Below are 18,123 nucleotides of genomic sequence, written 5' to 3'. Positions count from 1 at the left end.
GGACCTATTCTTCTCCGCGCAAGGGCGCGCACCAGTGCCCGTCGAGTAATTCGGTGCTAGAGGACGTCGCCGATGGCAACTGTCGCCGCAGCCATCACCTGCCGCGCCAGCTCGAGGCAGTCGACCGGCGCGGTGGTGTCGACGGTCACGACCGGGGTGAGCGCGAGAGGTTCGGCCAGCCGCGCCCAGCGGTCCCAGTCGTGCGCGAGGTGGGCGTCGTCGTGGTACAGCGCAGCGCGGGTACGGCCACGGTAGCGGGCGCGTGCGAGTTCCGGCAGAACCGAGCACCAGACCTCGACGGCTCGTGTCGCCCCGGAAGTCGCGATGCCGTCCGCGGCGTACCGCGTGTCACGGGGTTTGAACCACCAAGAGTCGACCAGGACCACGCCGGGGAGGGCGGCGGCGAGCGTCCACGCGGCCTCCATCGCTATCGCGCCGATGTTCGGTAGAACGGCAGCGCCGTCGAGCCCGGAGCCGAGTGCCTCTTTGATGACGTCCTTGGTGAGCAGGTGCGCGCCGAGTTCTCGCGCCAGTGTCGGGGCCAACGTGCTCTTCCCTGAGCCGGGCAGTCCGTTGACGAGAATGAGTAGTTCGCAGATGTGACGAAACCTCCAGAGTGGCCCGCGGGCACCGGGTCAGCGGATGGCGTGGAGTAGCTGGTCGAGACTCCGCACCGATCCGGTCGAGTGCGTCCGCGATGGCGTCGGCGGAAGCGCCGGCATACCGTCTGCGGGGCTTGTCCTCGACCGTCATGGCGTGATTCTTGTAGTCGACCGGCGGGAACGGCAAGTGTGTTCGATCGTGCGGCCGAGGAGCGGATGTTTTCGGGCCCGGTGCGCGAGACCTGCCAGTGAACTGGTCGCTAGGTATTTCCCAATTGTGGGGATTCCAGTTCGTAGTGCGCGCCTACGCTGCATCGCGTAGCGCGAACCGATCGATTGCCGAGTGCGAAGGCGAATGTCGTTGAGACGCCTGGCAACTCTCTGGTTTCGACCAGATCGGCTGGAACAGCGGTAGGGATATGTGGGAGGTTGCGGTGGGTAAGGGTCGCGGAGTCCATCTGTGCGGCAGCGTTCCTCTGGCGGATGCGCGCACGGTCTTCTCAGAGGCAGCACGGCGCATGGGGTCGCACGTGAAGCGCATTCCGGACGGTGAGACCGGAGTGCGGGACAACTGGGTGGTGTGGCAACTGCCCAAGATGCAAGCGAATCCGGACCTGGAAACCGTGCCACCGCCGAGCCCGGAATACGGGCCCAGCGAACGAGTGCAACCCAAGCCCGGCGGGGACGCGGCGTCGGTCGACTTCGGCCCGTTGGGTTACGCGGAGGCCGCCCTCGAGTCCTGGCAGGTGTTCCGGCAGCTGCGTGCGGAGGGCACGATTCCGGCGCGGGTCCGGTTCCAGGTCAGTCTGCCGACGCCGATCGCGGTGATCGGGGCCTTCGTCGCGGGTCCGCAGGGGGAGTTGGAGCGCCGATACGAGGCGCGTCTGCTCGACGAGCTGGACACCATCTGTGCCGCGATCCCGGCGGAGGACCTTGCGGTGCAGTGGGATTGCGCCGTCGAGTTCGCCATCTTCGAGGGCATCTTTCCGTCTTGGTTCGGGGACGACTATCCGACGCAGCTCGAGGCAGTGGGGGAGCGCCTCATCCGGCTGGGCACCGCGGTGCCCGAGTCGGTCGAGCTCGGCTACCACCTCTGCTACGGCGATTTCGGTCACCGTCACTTCGCCGAACCCGCCGACACCGGCCGGCTCGCCGCCGTCGCCGGTCGCGTCCTGGCCGGGCTGGAGCGTCCGGTGAACTGGATCCATCTGCCGGTCCCGCGTTCGCGCACCGACGCCGCCTATTTCGAACCCCTCGCAGATCTGGTCCTTCCGCCTGAGACGGATCTGTACCTCGGCCTGGTCCACGCCACCGACGGCCGGGCGGGCGCACTCCAGCGCATCGAAGCTGCCCGCCACTCGGTCCCCGAGTTCGGCATCGCCACCGAGTGCGGCATGGGCCGCCGCCCAGCCGACCAGATCCCGGACTTGTTCGACCTGCACGCGGAACTGGCGGACACCCTGGCGTGAGCCGACTGCCTCGGCGCCAGGCCATGTTTCCGGGGTTGGGCCCGGCGCCGAGCGGTTCGTTCTCACGCCGATAGGGTGGAGCGCTGGAAATCGCCGGGCGTGCGAATAGGGGGAGAGGCTTGCAGGACCTCTACATAGTGAGTCACCCGCACGCGAAGCACACCGAGAGTGATCTCGTCGGCGGGTGGTACGACTCGAAGCTGACGGCGCGCGGTCGGCGTGACGCCGGCCTTGTCGCCGAGGAGTTGGCGCGCCGGTGTGCGGGTGCGTTGCGGCCGGTGCGGATCACGACGTCCGACCTCGCTCGTTGTACCGAGACGGCGGGGATTCTCGCCACGGCACTCTCTGTTCCGGTTGCGGCGGATCGGCGGTTGCGGGAGATCAGCTTCGGGCATGCGAACGGCCGACCGAATGCGTGGCTCGCGCAACGGCAGGTGCCCGCACCCGACCACGATCGGCTCGACCACCGTGGTCCCATCCGTGAGGCGGAGACGCGGCGTGAGGTCGCGACCCGAGTGGGTGAGTGTGTGCGTGAGTTGATGGCCGACACCGATCATGACCACATCGTCGTCACGCACGGTTACGCGCTGACATTCGTCATCACCACATGGATGAGGATCCCGGTCGAGGCGGCCGGTTTCGCCTCCTTCGCGACCGTGCCCGGCGCGATCACCCACCTGCGGCATGACGATTACTGGCGCAACCGTGCGGTGCTCGGTCTCGCCGATACGTCTCACTTGAGGTAGGACGGGGTAGGGTTCGAGGTCGCCGGAAGACCCTGCGCCGGGAGGGATGCTGGTCCTCGCACCACTCGATTCACTCATCGAGAAAGGTGGTGAGGGCGTCGAGCAACTGGCCACGTCCGTGTTCGGCGCCCCAGGCCGGAAGCAGGCTCGGGGCGGTGAGCCGAGAACCTTTAGTTGACATAATGTTGATTATCGGCGCAAATCCGGCGCAGGTTGCGAGAGCGGTTGTCTGCGGTATGTCCTTGCTGTGTCACGCCTTTGGCTCCTACGCCCCAGCTGGGATCCGCCCTCGGAGTCTCGAGCGGCCGGATGTTCGCGCTCGACGATTGGTCCCACTTGGCCCCTTTGTCCGCTTGGTGGAAATTTTCCGGTGATTATCGGCTTGCTTGGTGAATCTTGCGTTTTCCCTAGAGTGACCTCTCTGGCGTTAGTTGTCGGTCGCATGTAAACGTCACAGTGACGATGCTCGTGGCGTTCTCGCTCGCTGCCGCGTGCGGTGGCTGTCGGTGGTAGGTCCAGTGATCGGTGATTGGCCCTGGATGTGGTGTCCAGTTCGCGGCACCCTGAGTCGGTGCTGGTTCGTCGGTTGGTCGCGTTGTGCGTCGGATTGTGGTTGTACGGGTTCTCGATGGCGGTGATGGTGCGGGCCGGGCTCGGGTTGGATCCGTGGGATGTGTTCCATCAAGGGGTGGCGCGGCACGTGTCGATCGGTTTCGGTGCCGTGACGGCGGTTACCGGTGTCGTGGTGCTGGTGGCCTGGATTCCACTGCGGCAGATGCCGGGTTTGGGCACGGTGACCAATGTCGTGGTGATCGCCTTGTCGGTCGATGCCGGGCTCGCGTGGTTGCCGTCGTGGGATCTGCTCGCGGTGCGGGCCGGCGCCATGGTTGCGGCTGTGGTGCTGAATGCGGTGGCGAGCGTGTTGTACATCGGCGCAGGTATGGGGCCGGGACCGCGGGATGGACTGATGACTGGACTGGTCCGGCGAACGGGTCGATCGGTGTGGGTGGTACGCACGGCGATCGAGGTGACAGTGTTGGCGACGGGCTTGATCCTCGGCGGCAGCGTCGGCATCGGAACGCTGGTGTACGCCTTCGGGATCGGCCCGCTGATTCACCTGATGAGTCCCGCCGTGAACGGCTTCCTGCCGGGCTTCGCGCCGTCGGAGCCGGAGCTGGAACCTGTTGTCGGTGTGGCCCCCGCGGTGTGATCGGTTGCTGACTCCCCTATCGGTTCGGTCCCGCGCTGGTGGATTCGCTATCGTCACAGTGACGAAGTTGGTCGCTCGGAGAAGTCTCAGTCCGGTCGGATCAGTGCTGCATTTCGTTCCAGGTGACATCGAATCGCTTGCGAGGGAGTGCAATCGGTCACCGCCTTCGATCGGCATGCCTGTCCCCTGGCGCTGATAATTCGTGGCGATCGGCGGCATGTCCGGGGACAATTCGGGTGTGTCCGCTCTGCTGCCCGACGTGGTGCCCGCCGAAGTGTTCGCCGCGAGAATCCAACCCACGTTGAGGAGTGAGACGCTGCTGTTGCGGCCGTGGGTTGATGCCGACGCGGCCGTGGTGCACGCGGTTTACCGAGATCCGGACATTCAACGCTGGCATGTTCGCGATGTGGTCTCCGAAGTCGAGGCTCGGGAGCTGATCGCGCGCTGGCGGGCGGGGTGGACGAACGGGGACGGTCCGCAGTGGGCGGTCGTCGTCGATGATGTGGTCGTGGCCCGGATCGGGTTGCGGAAGATGTCGCCGCCGGAGGGCTTGGCTGAACTGGCGTATTGGACTGCGCCGGCGTGGCGTGGGCGCGGGGTGACGCCTGCGGCGGTCGAGACGGTCTCTCGCTGGGCATTCGAGGTCGGTTTCCATCGGCTGGAGGTGCTGCACTCGGTGCGCAATCTGCCGTCGTGTCGTGCGGCGGTGAAGGCGGGGTTCGCGGCGGAAAGTGTTAGGCGCAGCGCCGGATTGCACGCTGACGGGTGGCACGACATGCATGTGCATGCGCGCGTCCGCGCGACGTAGATCCCTGTACGGAACGTACTGTCCCAGATAGTCTGTGGGCAGCGATCCGGCAGAAGGTGAAATTCATGAGTGCTACCACCATCGCCCGGCAGTGCACCTTGTGTGAAGCGCACTGCGGAATCCTCGTGACGGTCTCCGGCGACCAGGTGACGCGGATCGAGGGTAATCCGCAGGACGTGTTGTCGAAGGGGTATATCTGCCCCAAGGCGACGGCGATGGGCGGGTTGCACCATGATCCGGATCGGCTGCGTACGCCGGTGCGGCGAGTGGGCTCGTCGTTCGAGCCGATCGGATGGGACGAGGCCTTCCTGGAGATCGGGCAGCGGCTGCGGAAGGTGCGTCGTGAGCACGGGAACAGCGCGATCGGCATGTATCTCGGTAATCCGGCCGCGCACAGCTCGTCGGTGCTGTACGCGGGGCTGCTGCGTGCGGTGTTGCTGACCCGGAATTTCTTCTCGGCGTCCTCGATCGACCAGTTCCCGCAGGAGTTCGTCGCCTGGCGGATGTTCGGCTCGAATGTGCTGATGCCGGTGACCGATATCGATCGGACCGAGCGGCTGGTGATCCTGGGGGCGAATCCCGCGGTGTCCAACGGGTCGGTGACCACCATGCCCAACGCGAAGCAGCGGATTCGGGATGTGCGGCAGCGCGGCGGGAAGGTCGTGGTGATCGACCCGCGGCGCACGGAGACGGCGCGGCTGGCCGATCAGCACGTCGCGGTGGCTCCGGGTGGTGATGTGTATCTGCTGCTGGCGATGCTGCATGTGCTGGTCGCCGAGAATTTGTGTGACGAGAAGGCGATTCGTGGGTCGAGCACCGGCTGGGAGCAGGTGGGTGCGCTGGTGGCCGAGGCGTCCCCGGAGAAGATGGCGGTGTACGCGGGGGTGGACGCGGAGACGATTCGTGGGCTGGCCCGGGAGCACGCGGCGGCGACCTCGGCGGTGCTGTATGCGCGAATCGGGGTGTGTCAGCAGGTGACCGGTACGTTGACGCATTGGTTGGTGAACACGATCAACGCGGTGACGGGGAATCTGGATCGGGCGGGTGGTCAGATGTTCGCCACGCCGCCGATCGATGCGCCACGGTACGGGAAGTATCTGCCGATGGGGTACGGGGCGTGGACGGATCGTTCGGGGACCTACAAGTCGTTCCGTTCGGAGTTGCCGGTGGCGGCGTTGGCGGAGGAGATGCTGACCGAGGGGCCGGGCCGGATCCGCGCGATGATCACGTATGCGGGCAATCCGGTGTTGTCGACGCCGCAGCGCGGGCGGTTGGGGGCGGCGCTGGATTCGCTGGATTTCTATGTGGCCGTGGACATGTACGTCACGGAGACGACGCGGCACGCGGATATCATCCTGCCTCCTATTTCGCCGTTGGAGCGGGAGGACGTCAATATCCTGTTCCCGATGTTCAGTGTGCGCAACAATCTGCGTTTCGACGCGCGGGTGTTCGAGCCGCCCGCAGGCGGGTTGGAGGATTGGCAGATCATGGCGCGGTTGATCACCGAGGTGGCGCCGCTGCCTGCGCGCCGGTTCGCCGCGCGGGTGCTCAATGGGTTGTTCGATCGGGTCAGTCCGGTTCGGATCGCCTCGCTCGGGGTGGCTGCGGGGCCGTATGGGGTGTTGCGGCGGGGCCACAAGGGCTTGACCGTGGGTAAGGCGCGGGCGGCGGGCGGCGGTATCGATCTGGGGCCGTTGCGGCCGCGGTTGCGTGAGCTGCTGGGCACCAAGGATCGGAAGGTTCATTTGGCGCCGGACGATTTCGTGTCGGCCGCGCGTGATGTGCTCGCCGACGCGCAGCGAGGAAAGGCGTTGACCGCGCCGGTCGATGGTTATGACTTGAAGTTGATCGGTCGCCGTCATCTGCGCAGCAACAATTCGTGGCTGCACAATGTGCCGTCGATGGTGAAGGGGCGGGATCGTTGCACGGCGCTGATGCACCCGGAGGACGCCGCGGTGCGGGGGTTGCGCGATGGTGAGCCGGTGACGGTGCGTTCGCGGACCGGATCGATCGTGGTGCCGTTGGAGGTCAGTGACGATATCCGGGCGGGGACGGTGGCGATTCCGCACGGGTGGGGGCATCAGGAGCCGGGTGTCGGGTGGACGGTGGCGGCGTCGTTGCCGGGGGCGAATGTGAATTTGCTGCACGATCCGGCGTTGACGGATACGTTTTCGGGGACTGCGGCGGTAAACAATACCTGGGTGACGGTGACCAGGGCGGCTGTCGATTCCGATGAGCGCCTCGAGGTTGGTGAGCGCGAGCCCGCGCCGACTGCTTGACGGTTGCAGCGTGTGCCGTCTTGCCTGGGTTGCCGCTTTTCACTGTGCGCTGTGATTCGATGGCCGAAGCCGGATTTCCCGCCTACGGGGGCGGCTGACGTGTGGTCAGCGTGTGCGGCCGTGCTGGTCGGGAAGGGTACCTGCGACCGGGTACCGATGTCGTGGTGCCCGGTCGCGTTCGCTGCGGCGGTCCATTCCGCTCATCACCGGACGGTCGGTGACGGCCTTTCTCGTGGAACTGCCTGCGAGGCCTGATTACTCGGCGCGGCGACTGGTGAAGTCGAAGGATCCGCCGTCGATGCCCCAGGAGATGACCCGTTCGGGGTGAATGCGGATGACCGTGCGTTCCTGCGGTGGGAACGGTGGCTCCTCGTCATCGAGCGCCTCGGCCGTGCCGCGTATCTCGATGCCGCGGATCACGTATGGCTCCAATGACACCTGTTGGTCGACCACGAACGACACCCGGCTGCCCGCCTCGACGTTGCGGTACTTTCGACTGGCACGCATTCGCATGCCTCCGATGTCGATCGTGCCGTCGGCGTTCACCCGATAGCTGGTCGGGTTGTTCTGCACGACGCCGTCGGGCGATACCGTGGCCAGGCGGCCGATCCCGGCCTCGGCGAGAAACTGCTGTTCGTTGCTGGTGAAGGTCATGTCGGTTACTCCTCGGTGATTTCGATGAGATCAGAACAGAATCAGCGCGGCGCACAGTCCAGCGATGGCGATGAACTGCAGGGTGACCCGGTACTTCAGAATGCTGTCCCACTTGTCCTGCAGTGCGCGGGCATCGGGCGGGATGATGCCGCTCTGCGCAGCGGCGGTCTGCTGGGAATTGATCGGTTTGGCGATGCGGACGTAGAAGGTGAGCCAGGTGAGCAGTGCCGCCACGGTGATCCCCGCCGCGACAGCGGCGCCGAGCTGTCCGGCCAACAGCGCGATCAGCAGCGTGAGCACGGCGGTGACCACACCGACCACACCGACAACCGGCATGCGCTTGTCGCCGTAATAGTGCCCCCAGCCCGCACTCATGGTCACGGCCGCATCATCGAGCTTGCGGTACACGGACCGGGTGATCACGGCCCCGCAGACGTCGGTGCCATAGACGATGGCATTGGAGAGAACGGCGGCGGCGGCAATGGCCTGGCCGGTGAGAATGAGCATTTACGGCGGCTTCCTTCCAAATTCTAGCAGCGTTAGAAACTGAAGCAACGGTAACATTCGGCCGCTAATTTGTCTAGCCTTGCTAGATTTCCGATCGTTCTCGCGGGATCGCGCTGTCAGCAAGCTGCACATGCCCGTTCCGGCCGAAGCGGACGCTGTCGCAGGCATGCTGGTCACCGAACGTCGGCGGATCTTTCGGTCTGCTGTTGCTCAGGTGGTGCTACGTCATCGCTGCTATGGACGACATGACCGCCGACCTCATCGGCGAGGGCGCCCCGGAAGGGCTCGAATCCGTTCGCGTTCGCGGCCGCGGGCGGTCGGCGGCGTCGACCGAGTTGCGGGCGCTCGAAGCGCGCCGGATGTAGGACGAGACCGACGAACGTGGCAAGCGCCGCTAGATCCGTCGGTCTCGGCGCAGGTCTACTTGGTCCACTGGTCGACCAGAACCGCCAGGCGGGCGTCTCGCTGAGCCGGCCGCAGACGTCCACCGCGGTCCAAGGTCGCCAGGCCGTGCAGGGCGCTCCAGCCGACCTCGGTGAAGGTCTCCGGATCGTGCTCCCCCGCGAACGGTGAGAAGGCGGCGAACATGACGGCGAACGCGTCCCGCAGCGGCTGGGAGGCATTCTCGCCGAACGCGAGGTTCACCTTCATCAGGAACATCGCGTCGTAGAGCGCGGGCCGCGCGGTCGCGAAGTCGAGGTAGGACCGCGCCACCGCCGCCAACGCCGCGCGCGGCTCTCCGCCCGCGGACTCCAACGCCGCGCGGCTCCACGCGGCCATCTCCGCGATGCCTTCCTCGGCGACCGCCGTGACGATCTCGTCCTTGCCGGCGAAGTGCGAATACAGCACGGGCTGGCTGTATTCGATCCGTTCCGCCAGCCTGCGCACAGTCACCGCGTCCCAGCCCTGCGACTCGGCCAGCTCCCGAGCGGTGTCGATGATCAGCCGGTGCCGTTCGGCGCGTTCCCGTTCTCGTCGCGTCTGGGGCGTCATAGGCTGATAATAGCATCGCTCGGCAATCTAGTATTACTAGATCTATCGCGCCGCAGTGGTGGCGGGTACGGCGGGGGTGGTCATTTGCTCACCTGGTCGACTCGGGTGCCGTCCAGCCACGGTTGTGGGTCGGCGAGGAAGGGGGTGTCGTCGAGGCGGTCGAGGTCTTCGAAGAAGGCTTTGGTGGTGCGGGCGGCCGCGGCAGTGGTGCCGACGGAGACGAATCCGGCTTGTTCGGCGTCCAGGCCGCGGGAGAGGGATTTGTCGCCGCCGAAGTAGACGGCGCGTTTGAGTTCGGCGACGACGATCGGGTTGCGGGCGGCCAGTCGCGTGGCGGTCGCGTGCGTTTCGGCGAGCAGGTCTTCGGCGGGCAGCACGCGGTGGAGCAGGCCGAGGCGCAATGCTTGCTGCGCGGTGTAGGGCGTTCCTTCGAGGGTGATCTCGATGGCTTTGGCCGCGCCGAGCAGGCGGGTAAGGCGTTGGGTGGCGCCGCCGCCGGGGATGAGGTTGGCCAGTGTCTCGATCTGGCCGAGGCGTACGTGGTCGGCGTCGGCGGCGTAGCGCAGGTCGCAGGCCAGGGCGATCTCGTGACCGCCGCCGAGTGCGGGTCCGTTGACGGCGGCGAGGTAGGCGACGCCGGAGCGGTTCATCCGCAAGGTGGTGCGCTTCCAGCGGTAGCCCCAGACAAGGCCCGCGCCGAGGCCTCCGCCGTGGCGTTCGAGGACGCCGGTGGCGCCGGGTACGCGCAGCGCGGCCGCGACGGCGCGCAGGAACGGGGCGGCGGCGCGGGAGGGGACGAAGGGGTGTGGGAGTTCGATCATGCCGCCGAGGGCGGCGGGGTCGGCGTGGGTGAGGAAGCGGCCGGGCAGTCCCCCGGTGAGCACGACCGCGCCGATCGTGTCGTCGGTGTCGACGGCGGCGGTGAGGGTGTCGAGGTCGCGGACGACGGCGGGGGTCACGAAATTCCACGGTGGGGCGACGACCCGTGCGGTGAGGACTCGGCCGGTTTGCTCGAGTTCGATGGTTTCCAGGGGAAGTTCGGCGGCGGACATCGGCGGCTCCTTCGGTGCGCTACATGGTGCTCCCGGTGTCCGGACCGGCCGTGAGCCGGTCCGGACGACGTCTCGGGCGGCCGGTCAGGCCGTGGGCTTGTGCACTCGGTCGGTGTGGAATTCCAGCAGCGCCGCGAGCGTCTGCTCGGGTGCTTCCACCTGCGGGTAGTGGCCGATTCTCGGCAGTTCCACCACGTCGGGGTCGGGGATCAGTTCGCGGTAGCGGCGTGCCATGTGGCCGCCGGAGACGGGGTCGGCCGCTCCGTCGACGAACCGGACCGGAACGTGCGCCTGTTGCAGTGCGCCCACCCAGCGCTGCCGTTGCTTGCGGCGCTCGGCCATGTAGCCGACGAGCTTGTGGCCGTTGCGTTTGCCGTGCTTGCTGCACCACAGCAGCCAGAATTGGTGGAGTTCGACGTCGGTGGGTTTGGTGTCGGGCCCGAACACCGCTGCCAGGCTGCGGTGGAAGGTGTGTTCGGTGCCGAGCACGCCGACCAGCGGGCCCAGCGGGCTCGCCAGCAGACGTTGCACCGGGCGTGGGCGGTGCGCCTCGGGGAACAGGCCGCCGTTGAGCAGGAACACCGATTCGACCGTCAGTGAGTCGTCGCCGGCGGCGCGGCGTTCGCTGTCGCGCGCCAGCAGTTCCTGGGCGACGGTGTCGCCGTAGTCGTGGGCGAGGATGTGGAATCGGCTGATTCCATGTTCGCGCAGCAGGTTCTCGTGGATGTCGGCTTGGTCGGCGATGCGGTAGTCGTAGTGGCGTGGTTTCGCCGACCAGCCGAAACCGATCATGTCCGGGGCGATGACCCGGGCGAAACGCTCGCATAGGCCGGGCCAGATCCGATGCCAGTCCCAGGACGCGGTGGGAAATCCGTGGATGCATACCAGCGTCCCGTCGGCGCCTCGGCCTCCGTCGCGCCAGAAGATCTGGTGGCCGCGGTGCGTGTGGCGTCGTCCGTTCGCCCGCCAGGACGCGAATTCCTCCATGTCTACCTCCTGTTCGTGGACAAGCATGGCGCGTGGGTGCGCCCGGGCACAGCCATTCGGTGGGTCGCGCACGTGTCATCTACCGCGCGGTCCGTTTGCCGATCGTGCGCTCTGCGAGAATTCCACCGTGGATGTCGCGATCGGCCTGGTTGTTCTCGTCGCGTCGGCGGCCGCGTTGGCGGCGCTGGCGCGCCGGTTCGGGGTCTCCGAACCGTTGGTGCTGACGGTGGGCGGGGTGGCGGCGTCGTATCTGCCGTTCGTGCCGGAGATCCACCTGGAACCGGAGATCATTCTGCTCGGTTTCCTGCCTCCTTTGCTGTATACCGCCGCGATTCGCACGTCGCTGGTGGATTTCCGGGCGAATATGCGCACGATCGCGTTGTTGTCGGTGGGGTTGGTGTTGTTCACGACGTTCGTCGTGGCGGTGGTGGTGTGGTGGTTGCTGCCGGTGCCGTTCGCGGTGGCGGTCGCGGTGGGGGCGGTGGTGGCTCCGCCGGACGCGGTGGCCGCGACGGCGGTGGCGCGCCGGATCGGGATGCCGCGGCGGATCGTGACGATCCTGGAGGACGAGTCGCTGTTCAACGACGCGACCGCGCTGGTGGCGTTGCGGACGGCGCTGGCCGCGACGGCGGGCACGGTGTCGGTGTGGGAGGCCGGGGGCGATTTCCTGCTGGCGGCCGGTGGCGGCGCGGCGGTCGGGGTCGTCGTGGCCTACGTGCTGGCGATGCTGCGGCGGCGGATCACCGATCCGGTGATGGACACCTCGCTGTCGTTTCTCGCGCCGTTCGCGGCGTATCTGCCCGCCGAGCGGATTCATGCTTCGGGGGTGATCGCGGTGGTCGTGTGCGGCATGATTCTCGGGCACAACGCGCAGCTGTGGCAGAGCGCCGCGTCGCGGATCGCCGAACGCACCAATTGGCGGACCATCCAGTTCCTGCTGGAGAGCGCGGTGTTCGCCCTGATCGGGTTGCAGGTGCGCGGGATCGTGGAGGGCGCCTGGCACAGCGGGCTCGACCATCGCACCCTGGTGTTGGCGGTGCTGGCGGTGCTGGCGGCGGCGGTGCTGTCCCGTCCGGTGTGGGTGTTCGGCTCCTCGCTGCTGTCGCGAGGTCTCGGGCTCGGTGGTGCGGCGCCGACGCGGCATCTGGTCGTGGTGTCGTGGGCGGGGATGCGTGGGGTGGTGACGCTGGCGGCGGTGCTGCTGCTGCCGCAGGACACTCCGCAGTTGCCGGTGCTGAAGCTGCTGGCGCTGGTGGTGGTGGCGGGGACGCTGCTGGTGCAGGGGACGTCGCTGCCGTGGCTGGTGCGGTGGTTGCGGTTGCGCGGTCCCAGCCGCGCCGAGGACGCGTTGCAGAAGGCCAACTTGATGCAGCAGGCCACCGCGGCGGGCTTGGCGGTGCTCGAGCGGCAGGCCGGGCCCGATACGCCGCCGGGGGTGGTTGAGACGTTGCGCGATCGGGTGATGTGGAAGACCAACGCGGCATGGGAGCGGCTCGGGCGGGCGGAGTCGGAGATGGTGACGCCTACCGGAGAGTATCGGCGGCTGCGGTTGGAGATGTTGCACGCCGAACGCGAAACCGTGTTGCGGGTGCGGGATTCGGGCACGGTCGACTACGAGGTGCTGCAATACGTGCTGGCGCAGTTGGATCTCGAGGAGTCGATCATCGATCGTTACGACGAGGCCGAGGAGGACCGCGCCGAACCGCTGGCGGCGCCGGTGGCCGAGCACTCGTGCGCGCATCTGCGTGCCGCGCCGCTGGTGCGGGCGCACGGCGGACCCGACGAATGCGCCGAATGCGTCGAGGAGGGACTGGCGTGGGTGCATCTGCGGATGTGCTTGGCGTGCGGGCACATCGCCTGCTGCGACTCCTCCCCGGGCAATCACGCCACCAAGCATTACGCCGGCAGCGGCCATGCGGTGATGCGCAGTGTGGAGCCGGGCGAGGCGTGGCGGTGGTGCTACGTGGACGAGCTGCTGGGGTAGCCGCGCGGGTCAGCGTTGGGCGTGAGAGTAGATCAGTCGAGCGTATTCGGCCAGCAGCTGATCCAGGGACAGGTCCTCGCCGCCCGCGGCGATCTGCTGGTAGCCGACGAGCATCGCCATACCCAGTGCGGTGACGACGGCGGCGGTCTCGTTGTCGCCGACGACGCCTTTGACGGCCTTGTGTACGGTGCGCCTGCGGGATTCGTCGACGCGTTTGAGGGCGAGGTTGACCGATTCGTCGTTGGCCGCCCAGGCGCGGATCGCGGCTTCTGCGGCGTGGTGCAGCCCGGCGGCCAGGGCGGACATCGCGCGGATGTCGTCGTCGGGGTTGCCCTGGTTGAACGGCATGGTGCCCAGGATGCGCACCTGGCGGTTCTCCCAGTGCTCGAGCAGGGCGTCGACGAATCCCTGCCAGCTGCCGAAGTGGTGGTAGAACGACCCGCTGGTGACGCCGAGCTGCCGGCACAGCACGCCGATGTTGAGACCCTTGAAGCCGAGTTCGGCGAGCACTTCCAAGCCGGTGTCGAAGTACTGCTCCTTGGTGACCACTCGTGACATACGCGCGCCGTTCTCTTCGTTCGGTCAGGGGGGAGGGACCGAACAGTACCCCATCGTAGCGTCGCTGGGACCGAGCTCGGGAAGTACCGATGCGTACCCCCAGCACACCCTTCGATAGCTGTCACCTGCGTGGATAGCCGGCCCTCTCGGGTCATCCGATGCCGGGCACGTAACAGAGCAATTGCTCTATTATGGTGTCGTCATGCCCCGGCCCCGCATCCACGATCCTGATCTCGTGCTCGACGCCGCGGAGTCACTGGCCGTTCGCTCCGACCCCGCCGCGGTCACCACCCGCGCGGTCGCGGCCGCCACCGGCATCTCCAACGGCGCGATCTACCACACCTTCGGATCCCACGCGGAGCTGCTCGGCCGCACCTGGCTGCGCGCCGCGCGCCGGTTCCTCGACCTGCAAACCGCGCTGGTCGCCGACGCACTCGCCAGTCGCGACGCCGGCGAGGCGGTGGTCGCGGCCGCCGAGGCGCCCGCGCTCTTCGCCGAACGCCACCCCGACTCCTCCCGGCTGTTGCTCGCCGTGCGGCGCGAGGAGTTGCTGGGCGATGTACCCGAGGGTGTCGCCGCCGACCTGGCGGCGACCGACGCGGTGCTGGTGGAGCTGCTGGTGCGGTTGTCGCGTCAGCTGTGGCAGCGCGGTGACCGCCACGCCGTCGACGTCATGACCCTGTGCCTGGTCGACCTGCCCACCGCCGTGCTGTTGCGTCGTGACCGGCTGGCGGATCCCCGCGCGCGGGAGTACCTCCGCAGCGCCGTACGCGCCGTCCTCGACGTCGGCCCGCCGCCCCTGTGACCCCCCGATCCGCAACCCCCTCACGGAAGGAACCACCATGCCCACGCTCGACTACCACGACAAGATCGCCGTGCTCGATCTCGGCGGCGAGGAGAACCGCTTCTCCCCCGACTTCCTCGAACAGGTCGGCGCCCACCTCGACACCGCGCTCGCCGACGGCGCCCACGGCCTGGTCACCACGGCCAGTGGCAAGTTCTACTCCAACGGACTGGACCTGGACTGGCTCGCCGCCCACGGTGACCGCGCCGGATGGTACGTCGAGCAGGTGCAGGCACTGTTGGCGCGCGTGCTCACCCTGCCGGTGCCCACACCGTGGTCGAGTCACTCACACGATCACCTGAGCGCGCCTGCGGCCGAACTCGTCACGATCGAGCCTCTCGACGCGCCGAACCTGTTGCCGGACAGGGGATTTACCGTCGCGTGGGCATGAACTCACCGTGCGGAATCGGTCGAAACGCTCCCACGCGGCGGGTCGGGCACCTACTGTCCGGTGCACAGGGATGTACCGAACGAGGTGTGCGATGAACGAACCGAACACGTCCTGTGCCGCATTCCAACACACCGCGGCGATCGATCCGGACGCGGTGGCCGTGCGGTCCATCGGCGGCGAGCGGGCACTCACTTGGCGCGAGTACGCCGAACAGGTTCGCGCGGTCGCGGCGGGGCTGGCCGCGCTGGGCGTCGGCCGCGGTGACACCGTGGCGTTGATGATGGGCAACCGGGTGGAGTTCTATCCCCTGGAGGTCGGCGCGCAGCACACCGGCGCGACCTCGTTCTCGGTGTACAACACCCTCTCCCCCGAACAGTTGAACTACGTGTTCGCCAACGCGGGCAACAAGGTGGTGATCTGCGAACAGCAGTACCTCGAGCGCATCCGCGGTTGCGGCGCGACCGTCGACACCGTCGTCTGCATCGACGCCACCGTTCCCGGGACGGTCGGACTGGACGAGCTGAAAGCCCTGGGTCGCCCCGATTTCGACTTCGAGGCGACCTGGCGGGCGGTGCGGCCCGAGGACGTGCTCACTCTCGTCTACACCTCCGGCACCACCGGCAACCCGAAGGGCGTGGAGATCACCCACGCCAATCTGCTGGCCGAGGCGCGCGCGTTCCACGCGGTGCTGCCCGTCGAGTTCGGTGACCGCCAGACCTCCTACCTGCCCTCGGCGCACATGGCCGACCGGTTCTGCTCGCTGTATCTGCAACAGGTGTACGGCACGCAGATCACCGTGGTGCCCGACCGGTCACTGCTGCCCGCCGCGCTGGTCGACGTGCACCCGACGATCTGGGGTGCGGTGCCGCGGGTCTGGGAGAAGATGAAGGCGGCCATCGAGTTCTCCGTCGCCGACGAGCGCGACGACACCAAGCGCGGCGCGCTGGAATGGGCGCTGGGCGTGGCGGCGCGCAAGGCCGGCGCGCAACTGCGCGGGGAGCCGATCGATGCGGCGCTGGCCGAGGAATGGGCGGAGGCCGACGAACTGGTCTTGTCGGGTTTGCGCGCGAAGATCGGTCTGGACCAGCTGAAGTGGGCGATGTCGGGCGCCGCGCCGATTCCCCCGCAGACCCTCGCGTTCTTCTTCGGGCTCGGCATCCCGATCTCCGAGATCTGGGGCATGTCCGAGCTGACCTGCGTGGCCAGCGCGTGTTCGCCACAGCAGGCGCGGCTGGGCTCGGTGGGCCGGATGCTGCCGGGGATGCAGTGGCGCATCGCCGAGGACGGGGAATTCCTGGTGCGGGGACCGCTGGTGATGAAGGGATACCGCAAACAGTCGCAGCAGACCGCCGAGGCGCTCGATGCCGAGGGCTGGCTGCACACCGGCGACATCCTGTCCGTCGACGCCGATGGCTACCTGCGGGTGGTCGACCGCAAGAACGAGCTGATCATCAACTCGGCGGGAAAGAACATGTCGCCGGCCAACATCGAGAACGCGATCAAGGCCGCCACCCCGCTCGTCGGCGCCATCGCCACCATCGGGGACGCGCGCCCCTACAACACGGCGTTGATCGTGCTCGATGCCGAAACCGCGGCACTGTATGCCGCCCGGCATGCGCTGCCGGACGCGTCGGCGGCTGCGCTGGCCGCCGACGCGGGTGTCATCGCGCAGATCGCGCACGGGGTGGCCGCGGGCAACGCGACCTTGTCGCGGGTCGAGCAGATCAAACGGTTCACCGTGCTGCCGGTCTTCTGGGAACCCGGCGGTGACGAGGTGACCTTGACGATGAAGTTGCGGCGCAGACCGATCGAGGCCAAATACGCCGACCGGATCGCTCTGCTCTACGCCGAGGCCCTCGCCGAGACCGTGCACGAACCCCGAGCGCGGCCGCGAGGATCCCGGGTCGGTGATGCGGGCGCGCTCACAGCGGGAACGTGAGGCGCTGCGGGCGGATGTAGTCGGCGGGATCGTGCAGGGCGCGCAGTTCCGGTCGCCGCGCCGCGGGAATCTTGTCCAGTTCCGTGCGCAGCGGCGCGTCGTAGTGCGCCGCGCTCGCGGTGAGGCCGGGCAGCCAGTTGTCGTGATGGGCCGGGACGAACAGCGCCGGGGTGAGAGCCTGGATGTAGGTGCGGGGATCGCGCAGGCCGTTGCTGATCTGGTTGTAGCCCTGCACCGCGCCGATCTGCACGTCGGTGGCCGGTAGCGCGGCGAGGACGTCGAACACCTGAGGTGCGCGCTCGGTGAGCGGCCCGGTCGAGTCGTGCCAGACCAGCGCGAAGCCGGGCACCCGGAACTGATACAGCAGCACCCCGCCCTCGGGGTCGCGCAAGCGCGGCAGCCCTTGCAGCAGGCCGGCGAGCGTCGGCGGGTGTGTGCGCATCACGCCCGGTTCGGGACGGGGGAAGAAACGTGGCGAGCCGTCCACGGGATCGGGTCGGGTGCGTGCGGAGTGCAGGTGCCGGACAACGGTCACCTCGACCGCGCCGACGGTGTAGTCGTGTCGGGTGCCGACCGCGGTGTCGGCGTCACCGTGGCGGACGGTCGGGAACGCCGGGTCGGTGACCTGTGCGGCGATCGCCGCGCAGTGCTCGGCGGTGCCGTGCACGCCTGCGCCGCAGGCCTGGGCGATCCGGCCTGCGTCGGCGGCGTGGTCGAAGTGGCCGTGACCGATGAAGATCCCCGCGGGCGCCAGATCCACCAACTGCTGTGGGGTGGCCGGAACGTATCCGGTGCTGGTCAGCCGCGGCACCCACGCGTCGAGCAGGAACACCGCCCCGCCGATGGCCAGGGCGTAGGTGGTGCAGCCCACCCAGGACAGCACGACCCGGTCCGTGCGCAGCGCGCCGTTGCCGGGATCGACGGTGTCGGCGCCGAAGAATCGGGTGCGTGCCGCGATCGTGCGTGGATCGGCGGGATCGGCCGCGGGCCGCAATCGTCCGGCCGCGAGAGTCGCCAGTTTGCCGCCGGGACCGAACAGGCCCGAGCCGGAAAGCGTGCACACACCGGTACCCCACCACGCGCGAGAGGATGGGGCAAGC

General features: G+C 67.9%; 17 protein-coding genes and 1 pseudogene. 10 read left to right on the top strand and 8 right to left on the bottom strand.

The features are described from left to right. Window positions 1-56: 56 nt before the first annotated feature. A complete protein-coding gene (locus M8859_RS27255) occupies window positions 57-584 on the bottom strand; it encodes a P-loop nucleotide/nucleoside kinase family protein (protein WP_308221232.1) in 528 nt (175 codons plus the stop codon). A gap of 536 nt (window positions 585-1,120) precedes the next feature. Between M8859_RS27255 and M8859_RS27250 the strand changes: the two genes are divergently transcribed. The 5 genes from M8859_RS27250 (at window position 1,121) to M8859_RS27230 (ending at window position 7,114) form a co-directional block, all read left to right on the top strand. Beyond that, window positions 1,121-2,071 (top strand): hypothetical protein, encoded by a 951-nt coding sequence (locus M8859_RS27250; protein ID WP_249645009.1) that lies wholly within the window; start codon window positions 1,121-1,123, stop codon window positions 2,069-2,071. Window positions 2,072-2,208: 137 nt separating this feature from the next. Continuing rightward, entirely contained in the window at window positions 2,209-2,817 is a 609-nt protein-coding gene (locus M8859_RS27245) for a histidine phosphatase family protein (RefSeq protein WP_249645008.1), read from the top strand. Window positions 2,818-3,388: 571 nt separating this feature from the next. Continuing rightward, a complete protein-coding gene (gene yczE, locus M8859_RS27240; protein ID WP_443678229.1) occupies window positions 3,389-4,027 on the top strand; it encodes a membrane protein YczE in 639 nt (212 codons plus the stop codon). Window positions 4,028-4,265: 238 nt separating this feature from the next. Next, window positions 4,266-4,835 carry a GNAT family N-acetyltransferase gene (locus M8859_RS27235; protein ID WP_249645007.1) on the top strand — a complete coding sequence of 190 codons (570 nt, stop codon included), beginning with the start codon at window positions 4,266-4,268 and terminating at the stop codon, window positions 4,833-4,835. A gap of 65 nt (window positions 4,836-4,900) precedes the next feature. Continuing rightward, window positions 4,901-7,114: a molybdopterin oxidoreductase family protein gene (locus M8859_RS27230; protein ID WP_249645006.1), complete on the top strand. Its 2,214-nt coding sequence runs from the start codon at window positions 4,901-4,903 to the stop codon at window positions 7,112-7,114. Window positions 7,115-7,369: 255 nt separating this feature from the next. On the opposite strand, the gene M8859_RS27225 is transcribed toward M8859_RS27230, so the two are convergent. After that, window positions 7,370-7,768: a PPOX class F420-dependent oxidoreductase gene (locus M8859_RS27225; protein WP_195071042.1), complete on the bottom strand. Its 399-nt coding sequence runs from the start codon at window positions 7,766-7,768 to the stop codon at window positions 7,370-7,372. Between the two features lie 30 nt (window positions 7,769-7,798). Further along, window positions 7,799-8,275 carry a DUF1772 domain-containing protein gene (locus tag M8859_RS27220; RefSeq protein WP_159928656.1) on the bottom strand — a complete coding sequence of 159 codons (477 nt, stop codon included), beginning with the start codon at window positions 8,273-8,275 and terminating at the stop codon, window positions 7,799-7,801. A gap of 236 nt (window positions 8,276-8,511) precedes the next feature. Here M8859_RS27220 and M8859_RS36980 point away from each other — a divergent pair, with 236 nt between their 5' ends. Then, window positions 8,512-8,640, top strand: coding sequence for a hypothetical protein (locus M8859_RS36980; RefSeq protein WP_255466260.1), 129 nt, complete (start codon window positions 8,512-8,514; stop codon window positions 8,638-8,640). Window positions 8,641-8,695: 55 nt separating this feature from the next. On the opposite strand, the gene M8859_RS27215 is transcribed toward M8859_RS36980, so the two are convergent. The 3 genes from M8859_RS27215 to M8859_RS27205 form a co-directional block, all read right to left on the bottom strand. Beyond that, window positions 8,696-9,268 carry a TetR/AcrR family transcriptional regulator gene (locus tag M8859_RS27215; protein WP_195071043.1) on the bottom strand — a complete coding sequence of 191 codons (573 nt, stop codon included), beginning with the start codon at window positions 9,266-9,268 and terminating at the stop codon, window positions 8,696-8,698. 80 nt (window positions 9,269-9,348) lie between these two features. After that, window positions 9,349-10,320, bottom strand: coding sequence for an enoyl-CoA hydratase/isomerase family protein (locus tag M8859_RS27210; RefSeq protein ID WP_159928652.1), 972 nt, complete (start codon window positions 10,318-10,320; stop codon window positions 9,349-9,351). An 84-nt stretch (window positions 10,321-10,404) separates the two neighbouring features. Next, complete coding sequence (locus M8859_RS27205; protein WP_159928650.1) at window positions 10,405-11,307, bottom strand: alpha/beta fold hydrolase; 903 nt, start codon at window positions 11,305-11,307, stop codon at window positions 10,405-10,407. A 127-nt stretch (window positions 11,308-11,434) separates the two neighbouring features. Here M8859_RS27205 and M8859_RS27200 point away from each other — a divergent pair, with 127 nt between their 5' ends. After that, window positions 11,435-13,291: a Na+/H+ antiporter gene (locus M8859_RS27200; protein ID WP_159928648.1), complete on the top strand. Its 1,857-nt coding sequence runs from the start codon at window positions 11,435-11,437 to the stop codon at window positions 13,289-13,291. 9 nt (window positions 13,292-13,300) lie between these two features. Here M8859_RS27200 and M8859_RS27195 read toward each other — a convergent pair whose 3' ends face one another. Then, window positions 13,301-13,849, bottom strand: coding sequence for a TetR/AcrR family transcriptional regulator (locus M8859_RS27195; RefSeq protein WP_159928646.1), 549 nt, complete (start codon window positions 13,847-13,849; stop codon window positions 13,301-13,303). 202 nt (window positions 13,850-14,051) lie between these two features. On the opposite strand from M8859_RS27195, the gene M8859_RS27190 reads away from it, so the two are divergent. The 3 genes and pseudogenes from M8859_RS27190 (at window position 14,052) to fadD11 (ending at window position 17,023) form a co-directional block, all read left to right on the top strand. Further along, window positions 14,052-14,654, top strand: a complete 603-nt coding sequence (locus M8859_RS27190) for a TetR family transcriptional regulator (protein WP_195071044.1) — start codon at window positions 14,052-14,054, stop codon at window positions 14,652-14,654. Window positions 14,655-14,691: 37 nt separating this feature from the next. After that, window positions 14,692-14,985 (top strand): annotated as a pseudogene (locus M8859_RS27185) (Clp protease/crotonase-like domain-containing protein); the annotation flags it as partial. 190 nt (window positions 14,986-15,175) lie between these two features. After that, window positions 15,176-17,023, top strand: coding sequence for a fatty acid--CoA ligase FadD11 (fadD11, locus tag M8859_RS27180; protein ID WP_249645005.1), 1,848 nt, complete (start codon window positions 15,176-15,178; stop codon window positions 17,021-17,023). Here fadD11 and M8859_RS27175 read toward each other — a convergent pair. Beyond that, window positions 17,007-18,086 (bottom strand): MBL fold metallo-hydrolase, encoded by a 1,080-nt coding sequence (locus M8859_RS27175; protein ID WP_249645004.1) that lies wholly within the window; start codon window positions 18,084-18,086, stop codon window positions 17,007-17,009. The genes fadD11 and M8859_RS27175 overlap by 17 nt on opposite strands. Between the last annotated feature and the right edge of the window lie 37 nt (window positions 18,087-18,123).

It is taken from the genome of Nocardia sputi, from assembly GCF_023501985.1.
Note: the sequence above shows the minus strand (reverse complement) of the source record. Positions and strands in the feature narration are given on the sequence as shown.